The organism is Blautia sp. ZXY-1-B12 (genome assembly GCF_056339915.1).
On the sequence record NZ_JBWJVP010000167.1, the window covers coordinates 1 to 16,219 of the forward strand.

Below are 16,219 nucleotides of genomic sequence, written 5' to 3' on the forward strand. Positions count from 1 at the left end.
GAATGACACTGGTGAAATTTTATGCTCCCAATGGTGTGACACTCAGTGAAATTCTTCATTCCTGCTTTTGCAGTCATTACAATAAGACAGATGTGGAAGTGCAGCAGGAACTGGGAATAGGCAGGACTTCTTTTTATAAGATGAAGAAGCAGGCCCTTGGATATTTAGGATTTTATTTTTATGAGATCGTGGTACCGCAGGCAAAGGATAAAAGATTTAAACCGTCACTGGGCGTAGAGGAAGAGTAGGTGAGTAATATGAGATACGAAGATTCGATGAAAGGTGTAGCTGCTCAGATAATCAAAGAACAGCAGCGAGCCAGTAAAATAAAAAACAATCCAGAAGAGTTCCATTGGCATGACGAATATGCAACGTTGAATTTCTTTCGGTTTATCTGCAAAAATATCGGTAACTTGGGAAATGGAGAAATTGAGAAAATGGTCACACGCTTGAAAAGCATAGATCAGAAAGCAGTGGAAAACCATGTGAATGGTGCTGTTTGGGCATTTGATTATGATAAGATGTTCTGTGTACTGATGGAAAATGAAATTTGCCGAAAGGTGTGTGAAAAGAATAAATATAATAGTTGGATGAAGTTGATTGGACAGTATTGTGTTTCAATGGCTTAAAGATGAAGAAAGTTGTTGGAGGGAAAAAACTCTCCAGCAACTTTGTCTTTGATGAATAGAGGTCAATTTTTTGTTCAATTATTTTCACTATTGTTTGATTCAGTGATTTTTTTCTTCTTTGGAGAAACCAGTTTGTGACCGGAATAAATGGACATGCCCATACAAAGCAATGAAGAATAGGCAAAGTATTTATGTGCAGTCATAGATTTTCTGATTCCAGAATAAATGCATCCCAACATACAGAAAAGTGCGCCTAGGGACCAGTATTTATGTGATTTCATGATTTGATACCTCCTTTGATTTAGCTGCTTCAATCATAACTCTATTTTACGAATATGCAAAGAAAATCTTGAAATATAGTTCTGTAGAATTAGAACTTGGCTTTGCGATTCTGTATATTTAAGATATCCACAAGTATACTAAATCCAGAACGATTATTCGTTCTGGAGGAGGTGTTACGATGGATTTGAAGGCAGTAGGACAGCGAATCAAATCAGCACGAGAAGCAAAAAATCTCACGCAAGAGGAACTGGCTGCATTAGTAAATTTAAGTCCGACGCATGTGAGTGTAATAGAGAGAGGCTTGAAAGTTACAAAATTGGATACCTTTGTTGCAATTGCAAATGCATTAGATGTTTCTGCAGATACTCTTTTGATTGATGTTGTGGCACATTCAGTTACAGGTGTTACCAATGAGCTGACAGAGAAAATAGAAAAACTTCCGATCAAAGAGCAGAAAAAAATTATCAAAGTAATTCATACATTATTGGAAGAGTAATATGACAAAATGGGAAGAGCAAGTAGCTCTTCTTTTTTTTGACTTTTTATTCCGCTTTAAATTGTAAAGTATCTTTTCATGATAATAGAAATATGCTAAATTAGTTCTATAGAACAATGTGTAATTCTACTTATATATTGGAGGAAAATGAATGAGAGAGAAAACTATTTATGAGAAAATTGCAAAAAAGTACAACACAACACCAGAAGAGGTACGCAGAGAAATGCAGATAGCCATAGATGCAGGATTTGATAATCCTGATCCGGATGTGCAGGAAGAATGGAAGAAAATGACACTTAAAGGAGACAGACCCACACCGGAAGAAGTAATCAATTACGCAGTAAAACAATTAAAAGGAAATTAATGAAAATATGAAAAGAAAGATAATTGCAGTAATCTCAGGAGCAGTCATCTTGATAATTGCTACAGGAAGTATTTATGGGAAACCTGAATCTGGTCATAAGGAAGGTGAACCTGATGTAGTAGGAACATTTTCCATAAATCAGGATGAAAATCTAACCGTAGTAGCTAACCGGGAAAATATTGAGGATAGAGAAGCGTTTGCAAGAGAACTTTTGCAGATGTACAAGGAGAATTCTTTTCATTCGACAAAATTCTCCACAGACAGGGGATATGCGACGAGTCTTGATATGAACATCTATTTATGGAAAGAGGATATTGAAGATGGGGAATCGGTAATGACAGCCGAATACAGACCTGTAGAATATGGAAAGGACTATGATGTTGTCAATAATCCTGATAAATTTCAACTATATATAGATGGAAAAGAAGTAGAAGAATAACACGGTGAACTTTTTATACTGAAATATGTACGATTTCAATAATGATGTGAACTTATAGGAATGTATTGCGGATACTTTGTGAACTTTATCCTGATACAATGATTATGCTGATGAAAGAAGGCATAGATAACTGAATATAAGAAAGAGACGAAGGCCTCAGTAGTTAAGAAAAAAACTACTGGGGCTTTTTTTCGTGCCTGAATTTCTCAGCCAATAACTGCGGGTATGTCCCGGCAGGATAAAGGCGGAGCAGGCATGATTCTAAACAGAGGTCCGCCTTCTGGATTTGAAACAAGCAACGAGATTTCAAATTCAGGAGGAACGGACATGTATATTGAACACCCATATTTTTATGAAGGAAAGTATTACGCAAATATTGATGGAGAGATGATTGAGATTACAAAAGAGGTTGCGTATGCGATGAACAATTTTTATAGAAGCAGCAAGGCAAAAAAGGTAGAAATCAAAAACGAATTGGGAGAGGTCGTGGACAAGATGTTGAGGGAAGTACCTTACAGTGGTCAGTCCATTGATGGAGAAGGCTTTATGATAGAGGATTTTCCGGATCTGAATTGTGATGTGGAGCATAGTGTGCTGACAAAAATGGAACAGCAGGATATCCACAAAGTGATCAATCAGCTGAACTCCGAGGAACGCATGATTATTTACGGTATTTTCTTTGAAAACAAGACACAGACACAGATGGCAGAGATTATGGGAATTTCCAGACAGATGCTGTCATACAAGCTGAAATCCATTCTTAATAAGATGCGTGAAATGTATATGAATAAATTTTTTTAAAAAATTTTTCAAAATCTTTTGCATCTTCCGAAGTCATTTGACTTTAGTAATTAGAGGAGCTTTAAGGACTCCCTAAAACGCACCGTGATAACTGAATATCCAATAATAACTGACGTGACATTTCATACAGTGAGCACGAGGAAGATGCCGCTATAGGATTATAAGACGTAAAAACATTTTTAGAGCTAATAATGCTGCGAAAAAGCACTGACCAAAGCCAGTCGGCAGGCTGGTGATGCGATGACATGTGTGAGATGCGATACACTTGCAGACCCTGAGAAGTCTGTAATTGGTAAACCTATGAACTGCCAGAGCCTGGAAACGAGAGTTTTTGGGTTGTGGTCCGGAGTATAGCATTCGGACAGGTTATTATTCCCTTCCTGCAGATGCAGGAGTAACGATTCGGGGTATCGAGGATAAATAGAATCGAGCGAGCACTGTTTAATAATCAAATTGGTTATAGAGGTTATGCGGCAGAGCTTTCCATCTTGGAAAGGAACTCTGCCGTATTCCTGTGGAGCCAATATAGCGCTAGGGATGCTTTACAAATAAAAAAAGATTGGAGAGATGACAAGTGACGATTCGAAGAGGAGATATCTTATGGGCGGATCTCGGTATGTTTCCGACAACTTCGGTTCAGGGTGGAGTAAGACCGGTGATCGTAGTAAGTAACAACAAAGCTAATACATACAGTTCAGTCATTACAGTAGTTCCGCTGACGTCAAGAATATATAAGAAGCGGTATTTGCCAACACATGTATTTATCAGTAAGTACGATATGACAGGGATCCGAAAAGGAAGCCTGGCATTGGCTGAACAGGTTATGAGTATTTCTACAAAATGTATTATTGAGAAATGCGGAAGAGTAAATAAGTGGAGCCTGGATCGGGTACTGAAAGCAGTACGGATTCAGATGGGAATGGAAGGAGAAGGGCATGACAGCAGAGGAATATAGAAATTATCTGGATCAGGATTTCAGTGATGTGGATATCAATGAAATGACTGATCTACGGATGATAAAAACAGACAGAAATAAATCGCTTCAGGAACGGAGAGATATTTTTCTGAATAAAGTAGGAAATCCTTATCTGGTCCGGATCGGTAATATGAAAGTAAAAGTCAGATTTGCAAATAACGGTATATCTATGGAGCAGGCATTTGAGAATATGCTTCTGAGTGTCTGAAAAAGTACTGGTAAAATTGAGGGGACTGTGTTAGAATGTCGGTAAGGACAAATTATGCAGCCCCCTTTTATTACATGGATTTTCTGACGTAATAAAAGGAGGTAAGATATGTATCAGAATATCAACAAAATCTATCATGCCGCCATCTATGTCAGATTATCTAAAGAAGATGGCGATATTTCCAGTTCAGCAAAACTGGAAAGTAACAGCATTTCTAACCAGAAAGCTTTGATTCTGGATTTCCTGAAAGACAAAAAAGATATTGAAGTTGTTTCAGTCCGAGTTGATGATGGCTACTCAGGCTCTAATTTTGAGCGCCCTGCATTCCAGGCAATGCTGGAAGATATCCGGCATGGGATTGTAGACTGCGTAGTGGTAAAAGATTTATCACGATTTGGAAGGGAATATATTGATTCCGGGAAGTATATCGAGAGATTATTCCCGGCTCTTGGTGTGCGTTTTATTGCCATCAATGATAATTATGACAGTCTTAAGGGAAAGAATCAGGCAGACGAAATCATTATCCCATTTAAAAATTTAATCAACGATGCTTATTGTCGTGATATTTCTATTAAGATCAGGAGTAATCTTGAGATTAAGAGGAAAAAAGGCGAGTGCGTGACTCCGTTTGTAGCATTTGGATACAGGAAGACAAAGACAGATAAGCATAAATTAGAGATTGATCCATCGGCGGGCGGTGTAGTACAGGATATTTTTAAGATGAAGCTGCAGGGAATGAGTCAGGATGCGATCGCTAATCGTTTAAATGAACTGGGTATTCTTTCCCCATTTGAGTATAAAATAAGCAGCGGCAGTCGTTATGAAACAGGTTTCCGGCAGAAAGAACAGGCACTTTGGAGTTCCGTTACGGTCCGCAGGATACTGGAAAACGAGGTTTATATCGGAAACCTTGTACAGGGAAAAAGGACAACTCCAAACCATAAAGTGAAGCAGACTTATGTGAAACCGGAAGATGACTGGATCCGGATTGAGAAAAATCATGAACCTCTGGTGAGTGACCGTGATTTTGAAATTGTTCAGAGGCTTCTTGGCATGGATACACGTACTTCACCTGACCAAAAGCAGGTATATCTGTTATCCGGAATTGCTGTATGTGCGGATTGTGGAGCACCTATGACAAGAAAGGTTTCTACTGTGGCAGGAAAAAAATATGCTTATTATCTATGTTCCACAAATAAAGAAACAAAACGCTGTTCCAGTCATAGAATACCGGAAAAGGATCTGGAAGATGCCGTATTAGTGATGTTGAAACAGCATATCCAGAATATCCTGCACCTGAAAAGAGTCCTGGAATTTATCGGTACTGTGCCATTTCAGGAGATCAATATGAAAAAGCTGCAGGACAGGCTGGAGAAGAAAAAGCAGGAGAAAGAACGCTGTAAGGAGTTACGGATGATGCTCTATTCGGATATGAAAGAGGGCATTGTATCAAAAGAAGACTATGTAGAGCTTCATGCAGCATATGGAAAGCGGCTTAGAAATGCGGAAGAGAGTATCCGTGCGATCCAGAAAGAAATGGATAACGAGCTGGAAAAAGCAGACAAAGCCAATACCTGGCTGGATTATTTTGTGAAATATCAGGATATTGAAGAACTGTCCCGCACTGTGGTGGTAGAACTGATCAGGCAAATCAGAGTATATGATAAAAAGAATATAGAGATCACTTTTGATTTTGATGATTGTTATCAGACATTGCTGAATCAATTACCTGCTATGGGAGTTGATATGGTAATAGATGATGATAACAATCTGCAGGTCAATGTAAAGGAGGTTGTATAAAATGGCACGAAAGAGCAGGAAAAACATTCCGGAAGTAGTCAGCAGTGCAACCGTCCAGACAGAGGTGAGCAGACCGTTCCGGGCAGGATTGTATGCCAGAATTTCAATGGAAACAGAAGAAACCTTAGAAAGAGGAACGATAGAAACCCAGGTGGAACTGATGAAAAACTTTGTGGCAGATACGGAAGACATCGCAGTTGCAGAAATATATAAGGATTCTGATTATTCTGGTACAAATTTCGACCGTCCTGGTTTTACGCAGATGATGGAAGATATCAAGCATGGAAAAATTAACTGTGTGATTGTAAAGGATCTATCCAGACTTGGAAGGAATTATGTAGAGACAAGTAATTATATTGAGCGTGTATTTCCGTTTTTTCATGTGCGGTTTCTTGCTGTGACGGATGACTTTGATTCTTTCCGTGAGGGAGTGGATCTGACAGTTCCCTTAAAAAATATCATCAATGAGTTTTATTCCAAAGACCTTGCAAAAAAGATCAGCAGTGCCAAAAAAGCCCTGTGGAAAGAAGGAAAATTTACTGGTGCATGGGAACCTTATGGATACAGGAAATCAGAACAGGACAGACACCAGCTGGTAGTTGACGAGGAGGCTGCCGGACATTTACGAGAAATTTTTACTATGTATATGGATGGATGCAGCTACAGCGATATTGCAAAAAGACTGAATACAGATGGTATCCTTTCCCCGACTTTGCAGAGGGAATATTATAAAACAGGCGAAAAGCCTTCACCGGAATCCAAACCTTGGAATAATTATGAAGTGAAACGTGTACTTCAGGATGTCCATTGTACCGGAGATTCTGTATATGGAAAATATCAGCAGAGTGTTTTTCAAGGAAACAAGCAGAGAAATCTACCGGAGAGTGAGTGGCTCTATGCTGAGAATACCCACGAAGGAATTATTGATAAAGAACTGTTCCGGCAGGTACAGGAAAAAATCCGGGAATTTACGGAAGCATACAAAAAGAAGCATCAGCTGAATAATGGAGCCATTCGGAATCATAATTTCTATACCGGCAAGATCAGGTGTGGGGGTTGTGGGAACCGCATGGTGTTGTCCAGAGAAAAAACAGGGACATTTTATTATATCTGTGGTGCAGATGCGAACCATAAATCCGGAGGAAATCAGTGTAAGGGGCACAGAGTCAAAAAAGAATACGTGGATGAAGACGTCCTTCGCCTGATCCAGTCACATATGAAAGCCGTATTGGATACAGAGAAACTGATCCGTGAAATGAATTCTGCTTCCAGAAACCAGACACAGTATTTGCTTCTGGATAAGGAAGTGGGGAAACTTCGGCGGGAGTTGAGCAGGATCAGCAAGCGTAAATCTGATTTATATGAGGATTATTCGGAACGTCTGATTACAGAAGAAGAATACATGCAGTTTTCCCGTATCTATTCCAATGAAATAGAAAACATCAAGAACCGCCTGGATGTAGTATTGGCGGCACAGGTACGGTATTCCAAGGATTATCATATCGAGGAAGGATGGGGAAAAGTGATACATACTTATATGTCAAAGCGTAAGCTGACAAAAGAAATGGCAGATGCCTTTGTGGATTCAATTATTATCCATGGTAAGTATGATTATGAGATCAAGCTGGTATATGACGATCAGTTTGCAGATTTACAGAAATTAAAGAAAGAGAAGGAGGCGCAGTCAAGATGACAGATCATAGAAAAACAGCTGTTTACATCCGTTTATCCGCAGAAGATGACAATGTAGATGGCAGAGCTAAAAAAGAGAGCGACAGTGTAACTTCTCAGAGAATTCTGTTAAAATCATTTGTGATTGATCAGCTGGGTGTAGATGAGGCAGATATCCTGGAATATGTGGATGATGGTGTCAGCGGTACTCATTTTAAACGGCAGGGATTTCAACAGCTGCAGGATGACATGAAAAGTGGAGAAATCGGCTGTGTAGTTGTAAAAGACTTTTCCAGATTCGGAAGAGACTATCTGGAAGTTGGATTTTATATTGAATATATTTTTCCACTTCTGCAGATTCGATTTATTTCGATTAATGACAGCTATGACAGTGCAGCAAGCAGCGGAATGACTGGTGGAATGAATGTGGCATTGCAGAATCTGGTATACAATATGTATAGCCTGGATTTGTCCAAGAAAATTTCATCAGCAATGCAGACGAGAACAAAAAATGGTACACGTCTTCCGGTAAATGCCAGATATGGCTATAAAAAAGGAAAAGATGGAAGGCTGGAAGTTGATCCGGAGGCTGCAAAAGTCGTGAAAATGATTTTTCAGATGGCAGCGGAGGGAACAAGTTTTGCAGATATTACAAGGGAATTGAACAGACAGGCGATTGCTACTTGTGATGAGCAGAAATTATCAAGAGGGGATCAGGTGCAGTTCCAGAGGTTTGACACGATCAAAAAGAAACACTGGAGCCCTACGACAGTATCGGCAATCGTCCGGGATGAGATTTATATTGGAACCAGAATCTGGGGCAAAACACGTTGCAGTATGCATACGGGCCATAAAGCAGTTCTGAATGATGAAACAGAATGGGTTCGCCTGGAAAATCATCATACGGCAATTATAGACAGGGAATTGTTTGAAAAAGCAAATGAAATGCATCCGAAAAAGAAGAGAAGTGTTGCAGAATCACGCACCAATTTTACTCTGGAAAGACGTAAAAAACAGCCGGCCTTGCTGATATGTGCCAACTGTGGGCATTCTCTGTTAAAAGAAACAGAGCATCTGCTGAAATGTTCAGATGCCAGAACCAATGGTGATCCTGTGTGCCGAAGTCTGGTGATTCGTAGGGAACCGATGGAGGAGAATATCCTTGGGCTTGTCCGTCAGTATGCAGCGTCAATGTTGAAAAAAGGAAAGAAAGTATCTTCCAAAAGACAATGTGAATACAAAGAGATCAATACTACAGAATTGCAAAAACAGAGCCGACAGTTGACCTCGGAAAAGATGAAACTCTATGATGATTACAAAGATGGTCGTATAGATCGTGATTCGTATAAGCAGAGAGCTGAAAAGATAAGTGTACAGCTGGATGAAATAAAACGAAAGATAGAAGATGCGAAGAATAGTAAAAAGCTTCTTGAACAAAATGAACTTTCTGATAAAATAAAACTAAAAGATTTCTTGGGAATTCAGAAGTTCGATACAGAGAAGCTGCGTGAGGTTATCAAGGTGATCCGTGTTCATAGTCAGGATGAAATTGAAATCGAATGGAATTTTGACGATATTTTTTCAGAACAGAGATAACTTGAGCAGGACAAGAATGACTTATCAAAAGATAATAAAGGTGCTGGGACTACCTGATGGAAGCGTCAGATAGTCTTCGGCAGAAAAAAATAAAATTTTTTTTGTCCTATACTTGACACATCCACATGGTCGAGTTATAATAAGGACAAGTTAGAAAACTCCAGTAAATACAAGGGGTTGCACTAATTTAGTCCTTATTTTTAATTTCCTGAAAAGGGAAAAATAAAGCAGCGCTGTCATTCCAGAATATGAATTATTACAGATTCAGACTGGAAATGGATTTGTGTAAGACAAGAGTAAAAACAACAGAATTATTGTAATTATAGGACTGAATTAGCTCGCACGGAATATAGATTCCGGATGTCTAATTCAGTCCTCTTTTTGATTGATGACGATGAAAGGTGATGAAAAATGGCTAGAATTATTTCTATTGTAAACCAAAAAGGGGGAACGGGAAAATCCGCATGTACAGCTAATTTAGCAGTAGGATTAGCACAAAAGAATATGAAAGTGTTGATTGTAGATGCCGATCCACAGTCTGATGTATCCGCAGGATTTGGATATCGTGATTGTGATGACAGTAATGAAACACTTACTGCTCTTATGGATGCTGTAATGAAAGATGAAGATATTCCTTCCGAATGTTTTATCAGACATCAGGCAGAGGGGATAGACATTATCTGTTCTAACATTGGACTGGCAGGTACGGAAGTACAGTTGGTAAATGCAATGAGTAGAGAATATGTATTGAAACAGATTTTATATGGTATCAAAGATCAATATGATGTAGTCATCATTGATTGTATGCCATCATTGGGAATGATTACGATTAATGCGCTGGCTGCATCAGATGAAGTCCTCATTCCAGTTGAAGCATCCTACCTGCCAATCAAAGGATTGCAGCAGTTGTTAAAAACAATCGGTAAGGTCCGTAAGCAGATTAATCCGAAGCTGCAAGTCGGAGGTATTTTGTTTACGATGGTCGATGCTCATACGAATGATGCCAGAAATAACATGGAACTTCTCAGAAATGTATATGGAAGTCAAATTCATATCTTTGATAATTATATTCCATTTTCTGTAAGAATGAAGGAAGCAGTCAGAGAAGGACAGAGTATTTTCTCTTATGATCCGAAAGGCAAAGCTACAGAAGCTTATCGGAGAGTGACGGAGGAGGTGCTGAAAGATGCCATCTAAAAAAAGAGCAACTCCCATTTCCTTACAGCCACTTGATGCGTTATTTGGAACAAACGAAGAAACAAACAATGGAATTTGTGAGATAGAAATAGGAAGCCTTCATCCATTTCCAAATCACCCGTTTCAAGTAAAAGATGATAAGAAAATGGAAGAATTATCAGAAAGCATTACACAATATGGCGTGTTGGTTCCTGGTATTGTGCGATTGAGAGAGTCCGGTGGTTATGAGCTGGTAGCTGGTCATAGGCGAAAACGAGCATGTGAACTTGCGGGATTAGAGAAAATGCCTGTTATCATCAAAGATCTTACAGATGATGAAGCGACGGTGATCATGGTAGATTCCAACATTCAACGAGAAGAGCTGCTGATCAGTGAAAAGGCATTCGCTTATAAAATGAAATATGAGGCGTTAAAGCGTCAGGGAAAACGGTCTGATTTAACTTCTTGCCAAGTTGGCAAGAAGTTGGCGGCAGAAGAAGTCAGTCAGAATACAGGAGATAGTTCCAGACAGATTCTTCGATATATTCATCTGACAGAGTTAATCGCAGAACTTTTAGAACTGGCAGACGAGAAGAAGCTTCCCTTTAATACAGCTGTTGAAGTTTCATATTTGAGAAGTGAAGAACAACAGATATTGCTTCAGTATATGAGTAATCACAATATGGTACCGTCTATGAAGCAGGCAAAGGAATTGAAGCAGATTGCAAAAGAGCAGATGTTGACATATTCAGAGATTGACCAGATCTGTATGAATGAAAGTACTGAGAAAGTACAGGTACAGATTCCGGCGAAAAAGCTGAAACAGTATTTTCCTGAGTCATATTCTAAAGCTCAGATGGAAGAAGTGATATTTATGCTCCTGGCATCATGGGCAGAAAAACAATAATATGATATGCGAAGTTGGACAGAAGGAATGAAAAGATGATGATAGAAGATGTAATTAAAAAATCAATACTGCCACTGGCATTTATGCTATTCTGGTTCTGGATGGTATCCACCATCATGAAAGTCAGTGGACAGACAGACTTATTCTGGTGGATATTTCTTTCCGGACTTCCATTTGGAATACATAAAATGCGGCTGGTCCTGATTCCAAAAGGAATGGATATAACAGCAACACTTGGGATGGCTGCATTAAGTGTCATCATTGGAGCTTTGATTGGAAGTATCATGATTCCAGTGTATGTAATCCGTGCGGTATACGTTTTCTTACGATATATCATCGGAAAATAATTGAATATTTGATAAGAGGCAGGCTTGCGAAAATAAAATCGTAAGCTTGCCTCTTTTTTTTGTACCCAAAATCAGGCAATTCAGGGGAAATCCCTTTTGCAAATATATATACCTGGAGGATTTTTAAGATGAGAGAGCGAATTGAAAGTAAGCATGTAACAAAAGAAATCAAAAGTCAGATGCCAGTGATTCCGGTGGAAATTGTTAAAGAAAGAGGTTGTACGTTCTGCCCGTATTATCTGGGCAATTATGAGAAACAGCCACGCTGTATGATGAAAATCTGTGCCTGGGATGATGAAAATGAACGTTTCCATCCAGTTCTTCGTGGACTGATTCCATTTTACAAAGAGAAGATGGAAAAAGCAGAAGAGAAGTTCCTGGCAATGAAAAAGATTTACACAACGCTGTTAGGAATGTTTGCCGATGAAATGAAGCAGGAAGAGTTGGAAAAAGATGAATGTTACGGATGTGCCTATGGAAAATGTGGACCATGTATCGGTATCTGTTACAAATCAATGAAAGCATAGGAGGGTTAAGCCAATGAATACAACAGTTATTTCCGGGCGATTGGTAAGAAATCCTGGATACAACGAAGTGGAGAATGAAAGAGGACTTCATAAGATTGCCAAGTTTGTTCTGGCAGTCAGAAGAAATTATTCCGATGAAGTCAGTTTTATTCCGGTAAAGGCTTTTGCAAAGAAAGCAGAATTTGCCAGAGATTATCTGATGCAGGGAACGAAGGTCATGGTGGAAGGCGAGATTGTCACAGGTAATTATGAAGATAAGGATACCGGGAAAAAGATCTATACAACTGAAGTGTATGCAAATCGGATCGAATTTGCAGGTGCAAAAATAGTTGACAGACCACCGTTTCCAGAAGATGCGGAAGGGTTCTTAGAGATCCCAGAGGGCATGGAAGAGGAAATGCCGTTTAGATAGAGGAGGATAAAAGATGGTTTCAGTAGATCAGGCGTATATGGTAGGGCATATGAAAAATGCCGATGGAAGTATCAATAACAAAAATGTAGTGCTGTCAGCAGCATGTGAAGCAGCGGAACTGTTCCAGTGCATGATGTCAGTAAATCAGAAACTGGAGGACTGGCAGAGATTTAACCACACCTTGGAGATGCATCTTAGAAGTGTGGAATGTGAGAAAATCCATGATATCTGTCAGGCGGTATATGGAATGAAACATCCGTCCGATGAACTGGAAGGATTGTATCTGGCAAGAGAGGATGAACAGATATGCCTGCTGTACTATCAGGTATTTGTAGGGATGCTGGAAATCAATATTAATTCAGCCGAAGTGCTGTACAAACAGAAGGAGGAAATAATCAATGAGTAAGGTGGAGTATATGCCGGTAGATTGTCTGCAGGTGCCAAAGATGCTGTTCCAGGTGGAAAAATTCAAAAATCTGTCAAATACAGCAAAAATTTTATACAGCTTATTTCTGGATCGTTTGAAATTTGCGGTGCAGAATGGCTGGGTAGATCATAACGGAGATCTGTTTGTTATCTATCCAAAAAGCGAAATGAAGAAAGACCTGAATACGACTCGATATGGCGTAGATCAGGCAGTACAGGAACTTGTTAAGATTGGAAAGCTGGTGCGTATTGTTCAAAACAATGGAAAGGCGAACCACTTTTATATCAATGATATTTATGAAAATGAGATGGAGGAAGAATCAATGATGACATTAGACAGAATTATGGCAAATATGCCGATGGAAGAAAGAGAAATTATCATGGACAAGATGGTGGCAGCATCCAGAGATATTCTGGGAACAATTGCAGATATGGGATATCTGGATGAATATGAGACACCACTGACTCCTATGGAAGAGCGAGGCTATTACGATGAAGAAGGTAATCTTGATATTGATGCCGTAGAAGCCGATGGCTATGAGTTTGGTATGGATCTGGCATTTGGCGTGTTATCTGTTTGTGAAGGAAAGCCTGAACATGTGCTGGAAATTCAGAAATATGTAAATGAACAGTATGAGTGCTGTTCTAATAAGAAGTTTATGAAAGTTCTGGAAACAATCGCACGAATGAATGGAAACGAGGAGGTTTATATCGAGGATATGTATGCCTGCAATAAAGAAGCAAGGAATTATTATCTGAGCGAGTTAATGATGTGCTTCAACTTTGTGTTTAATGAGATGTGTCATGGAACAGGCAGTGCAGCAGGGTGTGATTTTAATAGTGAGGAAGAATAGGAAATAAGCTATGGCAGATTTTGAATATTTCAGAGCAGAAGAATCTGACCAGTTTTCTTTTTTTCGGATCCCCAAAGCTCTGTTCACAGAAAAAGAGTTTGCAAGCCTGTCCACAGACGCAAAGCTCCTTTATGGAATTCTGCTTGATCGAATCAGCCTATCCAAGAAAAATGGATGGATTGACAATGATGGTTATGTCTATATCATTTATACGATCGCAGAATTGCAGGAACTGTTGCGAATGTCGCATACGACAGTGACAAAGCTTCTTTATGAGCTTGACAGTGTGCATGGGATTGGATTGATCGAACGGTATCGGCAGGGGAATAATCGTCCTTCTGTCATATACGTGAAAAATTTTGTGAAACGGAGCAGAGGAAAGCCAGTAAGATACTTTGCTTCTGGAACGCCAGAAACTGGAAATCCAGACTGCAAGGAATTGGAAATCCGGATTGCAAGAAACTGGAAGTCCGGAACGCAAAAAAATAGAAGTCCGGACTGCAAGAATCTGGATGGAAGTAATACTAAGATAAATAAGACTGAAAAGAATCATACTGATAAGAGTAAGGGCAATACTCCCGCTTTGGAAGAAAAATTCAGTCAGTATGGTAGATTTAAAAATGTTGTTCTGTCGGAAGCTGAACTGCAGGAGCTGATGACGCTATTTCCATGGGATTACCAGAAACGGATTGATCATCTTTCTGTTTATATGAAATCCAGTGGAAAAGAATATCAGAACCATTTTGCAACAATCTGTCTTTGGGCAGAAAGGGATGGAACCAGGATAGGAATGGATAAATATGAATTTCAGGAAGGAGAAAGCCTGTGATGGAAAATAAAGTAACAGCAGATTATGTGGACGAAGAGGGATGTCTTCATTGTGGCATCTGTGGAAAAAGAAAACAGATGAAAGTCAGTCTGATGGGATTTGAGCATGTAGTGTCTTGTTTGTGCGAATGCGAGGTGAAAGCCAGACAGGAACTGGATGAAAAGATGCAGCGGGAAGAAGCACAGCGACTGCTTTATCAGAGAAAATCCGTCGGACTTCGGGAAAGAAGATTCTGGGAATGGAAATTTGAAAATGACAACGGAAGCAACCAGAAGATACTAATTGCCAGGCAGTATGTAGAAAACTGGACAGATATGAAGAGAAAAAATGTAGGATTGCTTTTGATGGGACCAGTTGGAACCGGGAAAAGTTTCTTTGCAGGCTGTATTGCAAATGCACTTTTGGAACAGGGAGAACGTGTCATGATGACAAATTTTTCCAGGATCCTAAATGAAATGACCAGCTATCAGGCAGATAAGAACCAGATTATACAAAATCTTGTGGATTATCCGTTGCTGATTATTGATGACTTGGGAATAGAACGAAATTCCGAGTTTGCTTTGGAGCAGGTCTATAATGTGATAGACAGCCGCTATTGTAAAATGCTTCCGCTGATCGTAACAACGAATCTGGGACTGAATGAAATGAAATCCACAGATTTAGATACTGCCCATCAGCGTATTTATAGCAGAATACTTGAAATGTGTGTTCCCATCTATTGTGGTGGAGAAGATAAGAGAAAAGAAGAAGGGACAGAAAAACTCGTACAGGTACAGAGCCTGATTACCGGTTAATCTGTCCTTTTTTATTGAAAGGGGGTGATTGCCATGATTACAGATCTGGACAGCAGTTAAATCGCTGAAAGGAGGGAAAAGTCATGCAGGAAGAGGTAACTCAGAAAACGGTCACGTTCTGTATTCGGACTACCAAAATCACAGCAGACCTGTTGAGAAAGGTTCTTGCTGCGTATCTGCGGCATCATAAGCAGAAATCGGTAGAGAAGAAAGCACAGAAAAATCAGCCGAAACAGGGAAAGGTCACGGTAAAAGAGCTGGCAAAGCAGAATGCCGGGATGGTCAATATCGAGATCACGAACAAAAATATCAAGTCCTTTGAACGCTATGCCAGAAAATATGGAATTAACTATGCTCTGAAAAAGGACAAGAGCAAAGAGCCGCCAGTTTATCTGGTATTTTTCAAAGGACGTGATCAGGATGCCCTCAATGCTGCTTTCCGTGAGTTTTCCCAGAAACAGATTCAAAAAGCGAATAAACCTTCGATTCACAAGCGTCTGGCAGCTTACCGGGCAATGATGCCAAAGAAGACGAAGGACAAAGTAAAGAACCGGCATCAGGAGCAGAGTCGATGAAGAAACAGATCGGCAAACCTCTGATGCAGAAGTGGAAGAATAAGATCGGGGTCAGGCTGTCCGCCCTGGATAAAAAGAAACTGGTTCTTACCAATCTCCCATATGCTCTG

Annotated in this window: 21 protein-coding genes and 1 pseudogene; 21 read left to right on the plus strand and 1 reads right to left on the minus strand. The window is 39.6% G+C overall.

The window, feature by feature from the left end; genetic code table 11:
- Positions 1 to 248, plus strand: a pseudogene (locus AC075L_RS08925) (hypothetical protein); the annotation flags it as partial.
- Positions 249 to 257: 9 nt separating this feature from the next.
- Entirely contained in the window at positions 258 to 629 is a 372-nt protein-coding gene (locus tag AC075L_RS08930) for a hypothetical protein (protein WP_012744266.1), read from the plus strand.
- Between the two features lie 74 nt (positions 630 to 703).
- On the opposite strand, the gene AC075L_RS08935 is transcribed toward AC075L_RS08930, so the two are convergent.
- Positions 704 to 910 (minus strand): DUF6219 family protein, encoded by a 207-nt coding sequence (locus AC075L_RS08935; RefSeq protein WP_015524569.1) that lies wholly within the window; start codon positions 908 to 910, stop codon positions 704 to 706.
- A gap of 179 nt (positions 911 to 1,089) precedes the next feature.
- On the opposite strand from AC075L_RS08935, the gene AC075L_RS08940 reads away from it, so the two are divergent.
- The 19 genes from AC075L_RS08940 (at position 1,090) to AC075L_RS09030 (ending at position 16,109) form a co-directional block, all read left to right on the plus strand.
- A complete protein-coding gene (locus AC075L_RS08940; RefSeq protein WP_008688152.1) occupies positions 1,090 to 1,407 on the plus strand; it encodes a helix-turn-helix domain-containing protein in 318 nt (105 codons plus the stop codon).
- A 151-nt stretch (positions 1,408 to 1,558) separates the two neighbouring features.
- Positions 1,559 to 1,771 (plus strand): sporulation initiation factor Spo0A C-terminal domain-containing protein, encoded by a 213-nt coding sequence (locus tag AC075L_RS08945; protein ID WP_012744264.1) that lies wholly within the window; start codon positions 1,559 to 1,561, stop codon positions 1,769 to 1,771.
- Positions 1,772 to 1,778: 7 nt separating this feature from the next.
- Positions 1,779 to 2,210 (plus strand): hypothetical protein, encoded by a 432-nt coding sequence (locus tag AC075L_RS08950; protein ID WP_012744263.1) that lies wholly within the window; start codon positions 1,779 to 1,781, stop codon positions 2,208 to 2,210.
- 327 nt (positions 2,211 to 2,537) lie between these two features.
- Positions 2,538 to 3,011, plus strand: coding sequence for a sigma-70 family RNA polymerase sigma factor (locus AC075L_RS08955; protein WP_023922628.1), 474 nt, complete (start codon positions 2,538 to 2,540; stop codon positions 3,009 to 3,011).
- A gap of 574 nt (positions 3,012 to 3,585) precedes the next feature.
- Positions 3,586 to 3,966, plus strand: coding sequence for a type II toxin-antitoxin system PemK/MazF family toxin (locus AC075L_RS08960; RefSeq protein ID WP_012744261.1), 381 nt, complete (start codon positions 3,586 to 3,588; stop codon positions 3,964 to 3,966).
- Positions 3,947 to 4,195 carry a DUF6870 family protein gene (locus AC075L_RS08965; protein WP_012744260.1) on the plus strand — a complete coding sequence of 83 codons (249 nt, stop codon included), beginning with the start codon at positions 3,947 to 3,949 and terminating at the stop codon, positions 4,193 to 4,195. The genes AC075L_RS08960 and AC075L_RS08965 overlap by 20 nt, the downstream gene beginning before the upstream one ends.
- A gap of 108 nt (positions 4,196 to 4,303) precedes the next feature.
- Positions 4,304 to 5,995, plus strand: a complete 1,692-nt coding sequence (locus AC075L_RS08970; RefSeq protein ID WP_023922627.1) for a recombinase family protein — start codon at positions 4,304 to 4,306, stop codon at positions 5,993 to 5,995.
- A gap of 1 nt (position 5,996) precedes the next feature.
- The gene (locus AC075L_RS08975) at positions 5,997 to 7,688 is read left to right on the plus strand and encodes a recombinase family protein (protein WP_118409356.1); all 1,692 of its coding nucleotides are present in this window, start codon (positions 5,997 to 5,999) and stop codon (positions 7,686 to 7,688) included.
- Positions 7,685 to 9,262 carry a recombinase family protein gene (locus AC075L_RS08980; protein WP_012744257.1) on the plus strand — a complete coding sequence of 526 codons (1,578 nt, stop codon included), beginning with the start codon at positions 7,685 to 7,687 and terminating at the stop codon, positions 9,260 to 9,262. The genes AC075L_RS08975 and AC075L_RS08980 overlap by 4 nt, the downstream gene beginning before the upstream one ends.
- A gap of 411 nt (positions 9,263 to 9,673) precedes the next feature.
- Positions 9,674 to 10,459: a ParA family protein gene (locus tag AC075L_RS08985; protein ID WP_008703831.1), complete on the plus strand. Its 786-nt coding sequence runs from the start codon at positions 9,674 to 9,676 to the stop codon at positions 10,457 to 10,459.
- Positions 10,449 to 11,345: a ParB/RepB/Spo0J family partition protein gene (locus AC075L_RS08990; RefSeq protein WP_012744321.1), complete on the plus strand. Its 897-nt coding sequence runs from the start codon at positions 10,449 to 10,451 to the stop codon at positions 11,343 to 11,345. The genes AC075L_RS08985 and AC075L_RS08990 overlap by 11 nt, the downstream gene beginning before the upstream one ends.
- 35 nt (positions 11,346 to 11,380) lie before the next feature.
- Entirely contained in the window at positions 11,381 to 11,692 is a 312-nt protein-coding gene (locus AC075L_RS08995) for a DUF6050 family protein (protein WP_012744320.1), read from the plus strand.
- Between the two features lie 128 nt (positions 11,693 to 11,820).
- On the plus strand, positions 11,821 to 12,219 hold the full coding sequence (locus tag AC075L_RS09000; protein ID WP_012744319.1) for a hypothetical protein: 399 nt from the start codon (positions 11,821 to 11,823) through the stop codon (positions 12,217 to 12,219).
- A gap of 13 nt (positions 12,220 to 12,232) precedes the next feature.
- A complete protein-coding gene (locus AC075L_RS09005; protein WP_012744318.1) occupies positions 12,233 to 12,631 on the plus strand; it encodes a single-stranded DNA-binding protein in 399 nt (132 codons plus the stop codon).
- A gap of 13 nt (positions 12,632 to 12,644) precedes the next feature.
- A complete protein-coding gene (locus AC075L_RS09010; protein ID WP_012744317.1) occupies positions 12,645 to 13,037 on the plus strand; it encodes a hypothetical protein in 393 nt (130 codons plus the stop codon).
- Positions 13,030 to 13,911, plus strand: a complete 882-nt coding sequence (locus AC075L_RS09015) for a replication initiator protein A (RefSeq protein ID WP_012744316.1) — start codon at positions 13,030 to 13,032, stop codon at positions 13,909 to 13,911. The genes AC075L_RS09010 and AC075L_RS09015 overlap by 8 nt, the downstream gene beginning before the upstream one ends.
- 10 nt (positions 13,912 to 13,921) lie before the next feature.
- Positions 13,922 to 14,740, plus strand: a complete 819-nt coding sequence (locus AC075L_RS09020; RefSeq protein WP_012744315.1) for a replication initiator protein A — start codon at positions 13,922 to 13,924, stop codon at positions 14,738 to 14,740.
- Positions 14,740 to 15,534 (plus strand): ATP-binding protein, encoded by a 795-nt coding sequence (locus AC075L_RS09025; protein ID WP_012744314.1) that lies wholly within the window; start codon positions 14,740 to 14,742, stop codon positions 15,532 to 15,534. The genes AC075L_RS09020 and AC075L_RS09025 overlap by 1 nt, the downstream gene beginning before the upstream one ends.
- Before the next feature lie 83 nt (positions 15,535 to 15,617).
- On the plus strand, positions 15,618 to 16,109 hold the full coding sequence (locus tag AC075L_RS09030) for a PcfB family protein (protein ID WP_012744313.1): 492 nt from the start codon (positions 15,618 to 15,620) through the stop codon (positions 16,107 to 16,109).
- Positions 16,110 to 16,219: the final 110 nt, after the last annotated feature.

Excerpts from the sequence above, each read along its gene's own strand:
- AC075L_RS09005 (WP_012744318.1), top strand. The coding sequence starts at position 12,233 with ATGAATACAACAGTTATTTCCGGGCGATTGGTAAGAAATCCTGGATAC.
- AC075L_RS08930 (WP_012744266.1), top strand. The coding sequence starts at position 258 with ATGAGATACGAAGATTCGATGAAAGGTGTAGCTGCTCAGATAATCAAA.
- AC075L_RS08990 (WP_012744321.1), top strand. The coding sequence starts at position 10,449 with ATGCCATCTAAAAAAAGAGCAACTCCCATTTCCTTACAGCCACTTGAT.
- AC075L_RS09025 (WP_012744314.1), top strand. The coding sequence starts at position 14,740 with ATGGAAAATAAAGTAACAGCAGATTATGTGGACGAAGAGGGATGTCTT.
- AC075L_RS09015 (WP_012744316.1), top strand. The coding sequence starts at position 13,030 with ATGAGTAAGGTGGAGTATATGCCGGTAGATTGTCTGCAGGTGCCAAAG.
- AC075L_RS09010 (WP_012744317.1), top strand. The coding sequence starts at position 12,645 with ATGGTTTCAGTAGATCAGGCGTATATGGTAGGGCATATGAAAAATGCC.
- AC075L_RS09000 (WP_012744319.1), top strand. The coding sequence starts at position 11,821 with ATGAGAGAGCGAATTGAAAGTAAGCATGTAACAAAAGAAATCAAAAGT.
- AC075L_RS08980 (WP_012744257.1), top strand. The coding sequence starts at position 7,685 with ATGACAGATCATAGAAAAACAGCTGTTTACATCCGTTTATCCGCAGAA.
- AC075L_RS08935 (WP_015524569.1), bottom strand. The coding sequence starts at position 910 with ATGAAATCACATAAATACTGGTCCCTAGGCGCACTTTTCTGTATGTTG.
- AC075L_RS08985 (WP_008703831.1), top strand. The coding sequence starts at position 9,674 with ATGGCTAGAATTATTTCTATTGTAAACCAAAAAGGGGGAACGGGAAAA.
- AC075L_RS09020 (WP_012744315.1), top strand. The coding sequence starts at position 13,922 with ATGGCAGATTTTGAATATTTCAGAGCAGAAGAATCTGACCAGTTTTCT.
- AC075L_RS09030 (WP_012744313.1), top strand. The coding sequence starts at position 15,618 with ATGCAGGAAGAGGTAACTCAGAAAACGGTCACGTTCTGTATTCGGACT.
- AC075L_RS08950 (WP_012744263.1), top strand. The coding sequence starts at position 1,779 with ATGAAAAGAAAGATAATTGCAGTAATCTCAGGAGCAGTCATCTTGATA.
- AC075L_RS08970 (WP_023922627.1), top strand. The coding sequence starts at position 4,304 with ATGTATCAGAATATCAACAAAATCTATCATGCCGCCATCTATGTCAGA.
- AC075L_RS08995 (WP_012744320.1), top strand. The coding sequence starts at position 11,381 with ATGATGATAGAAGATGTAATTAAAAAATCAATACTGCCACTGGCATTT.
- AC075L_RS08975 (WP_118409356.1), top strand. The coding sequence starts at position 5,997 with ATGGCACGAAAGAGCAGGAAAAACATTCCGGAAGTAGTCAGCAGTGCA.
- AC075L_RS08965 (WP_012744260.1), top strand. The coding sequence starts at position 3,947 with ATGACAGCAGAGGAATATAGAAATTATCTGGATCAGGATTTCAGTGAT.
- AC075L_RS08955 (WP_023922628.1), top strand. The coding sequence starts at position 2,538 with ATGTATATTGAACACCCATATTTTTATGAAGGAAAGTATTACGCAAAT.
- AC075L_RS08945 (WP_012744264.1), top strand. The coding sequence starts at position 1,559 with ATGAGAGAGAAAACTATTTATGAGAAAATTGCAAAAAAGTACAACACA.
- AC075L_RS08940 (WP_008688152.1), top strand. The coding sequence starts at position 1,090 with ATGGATTTGAAGGCAGTAGGACAGCGAATCAAATCAGCACGAGAAGCA.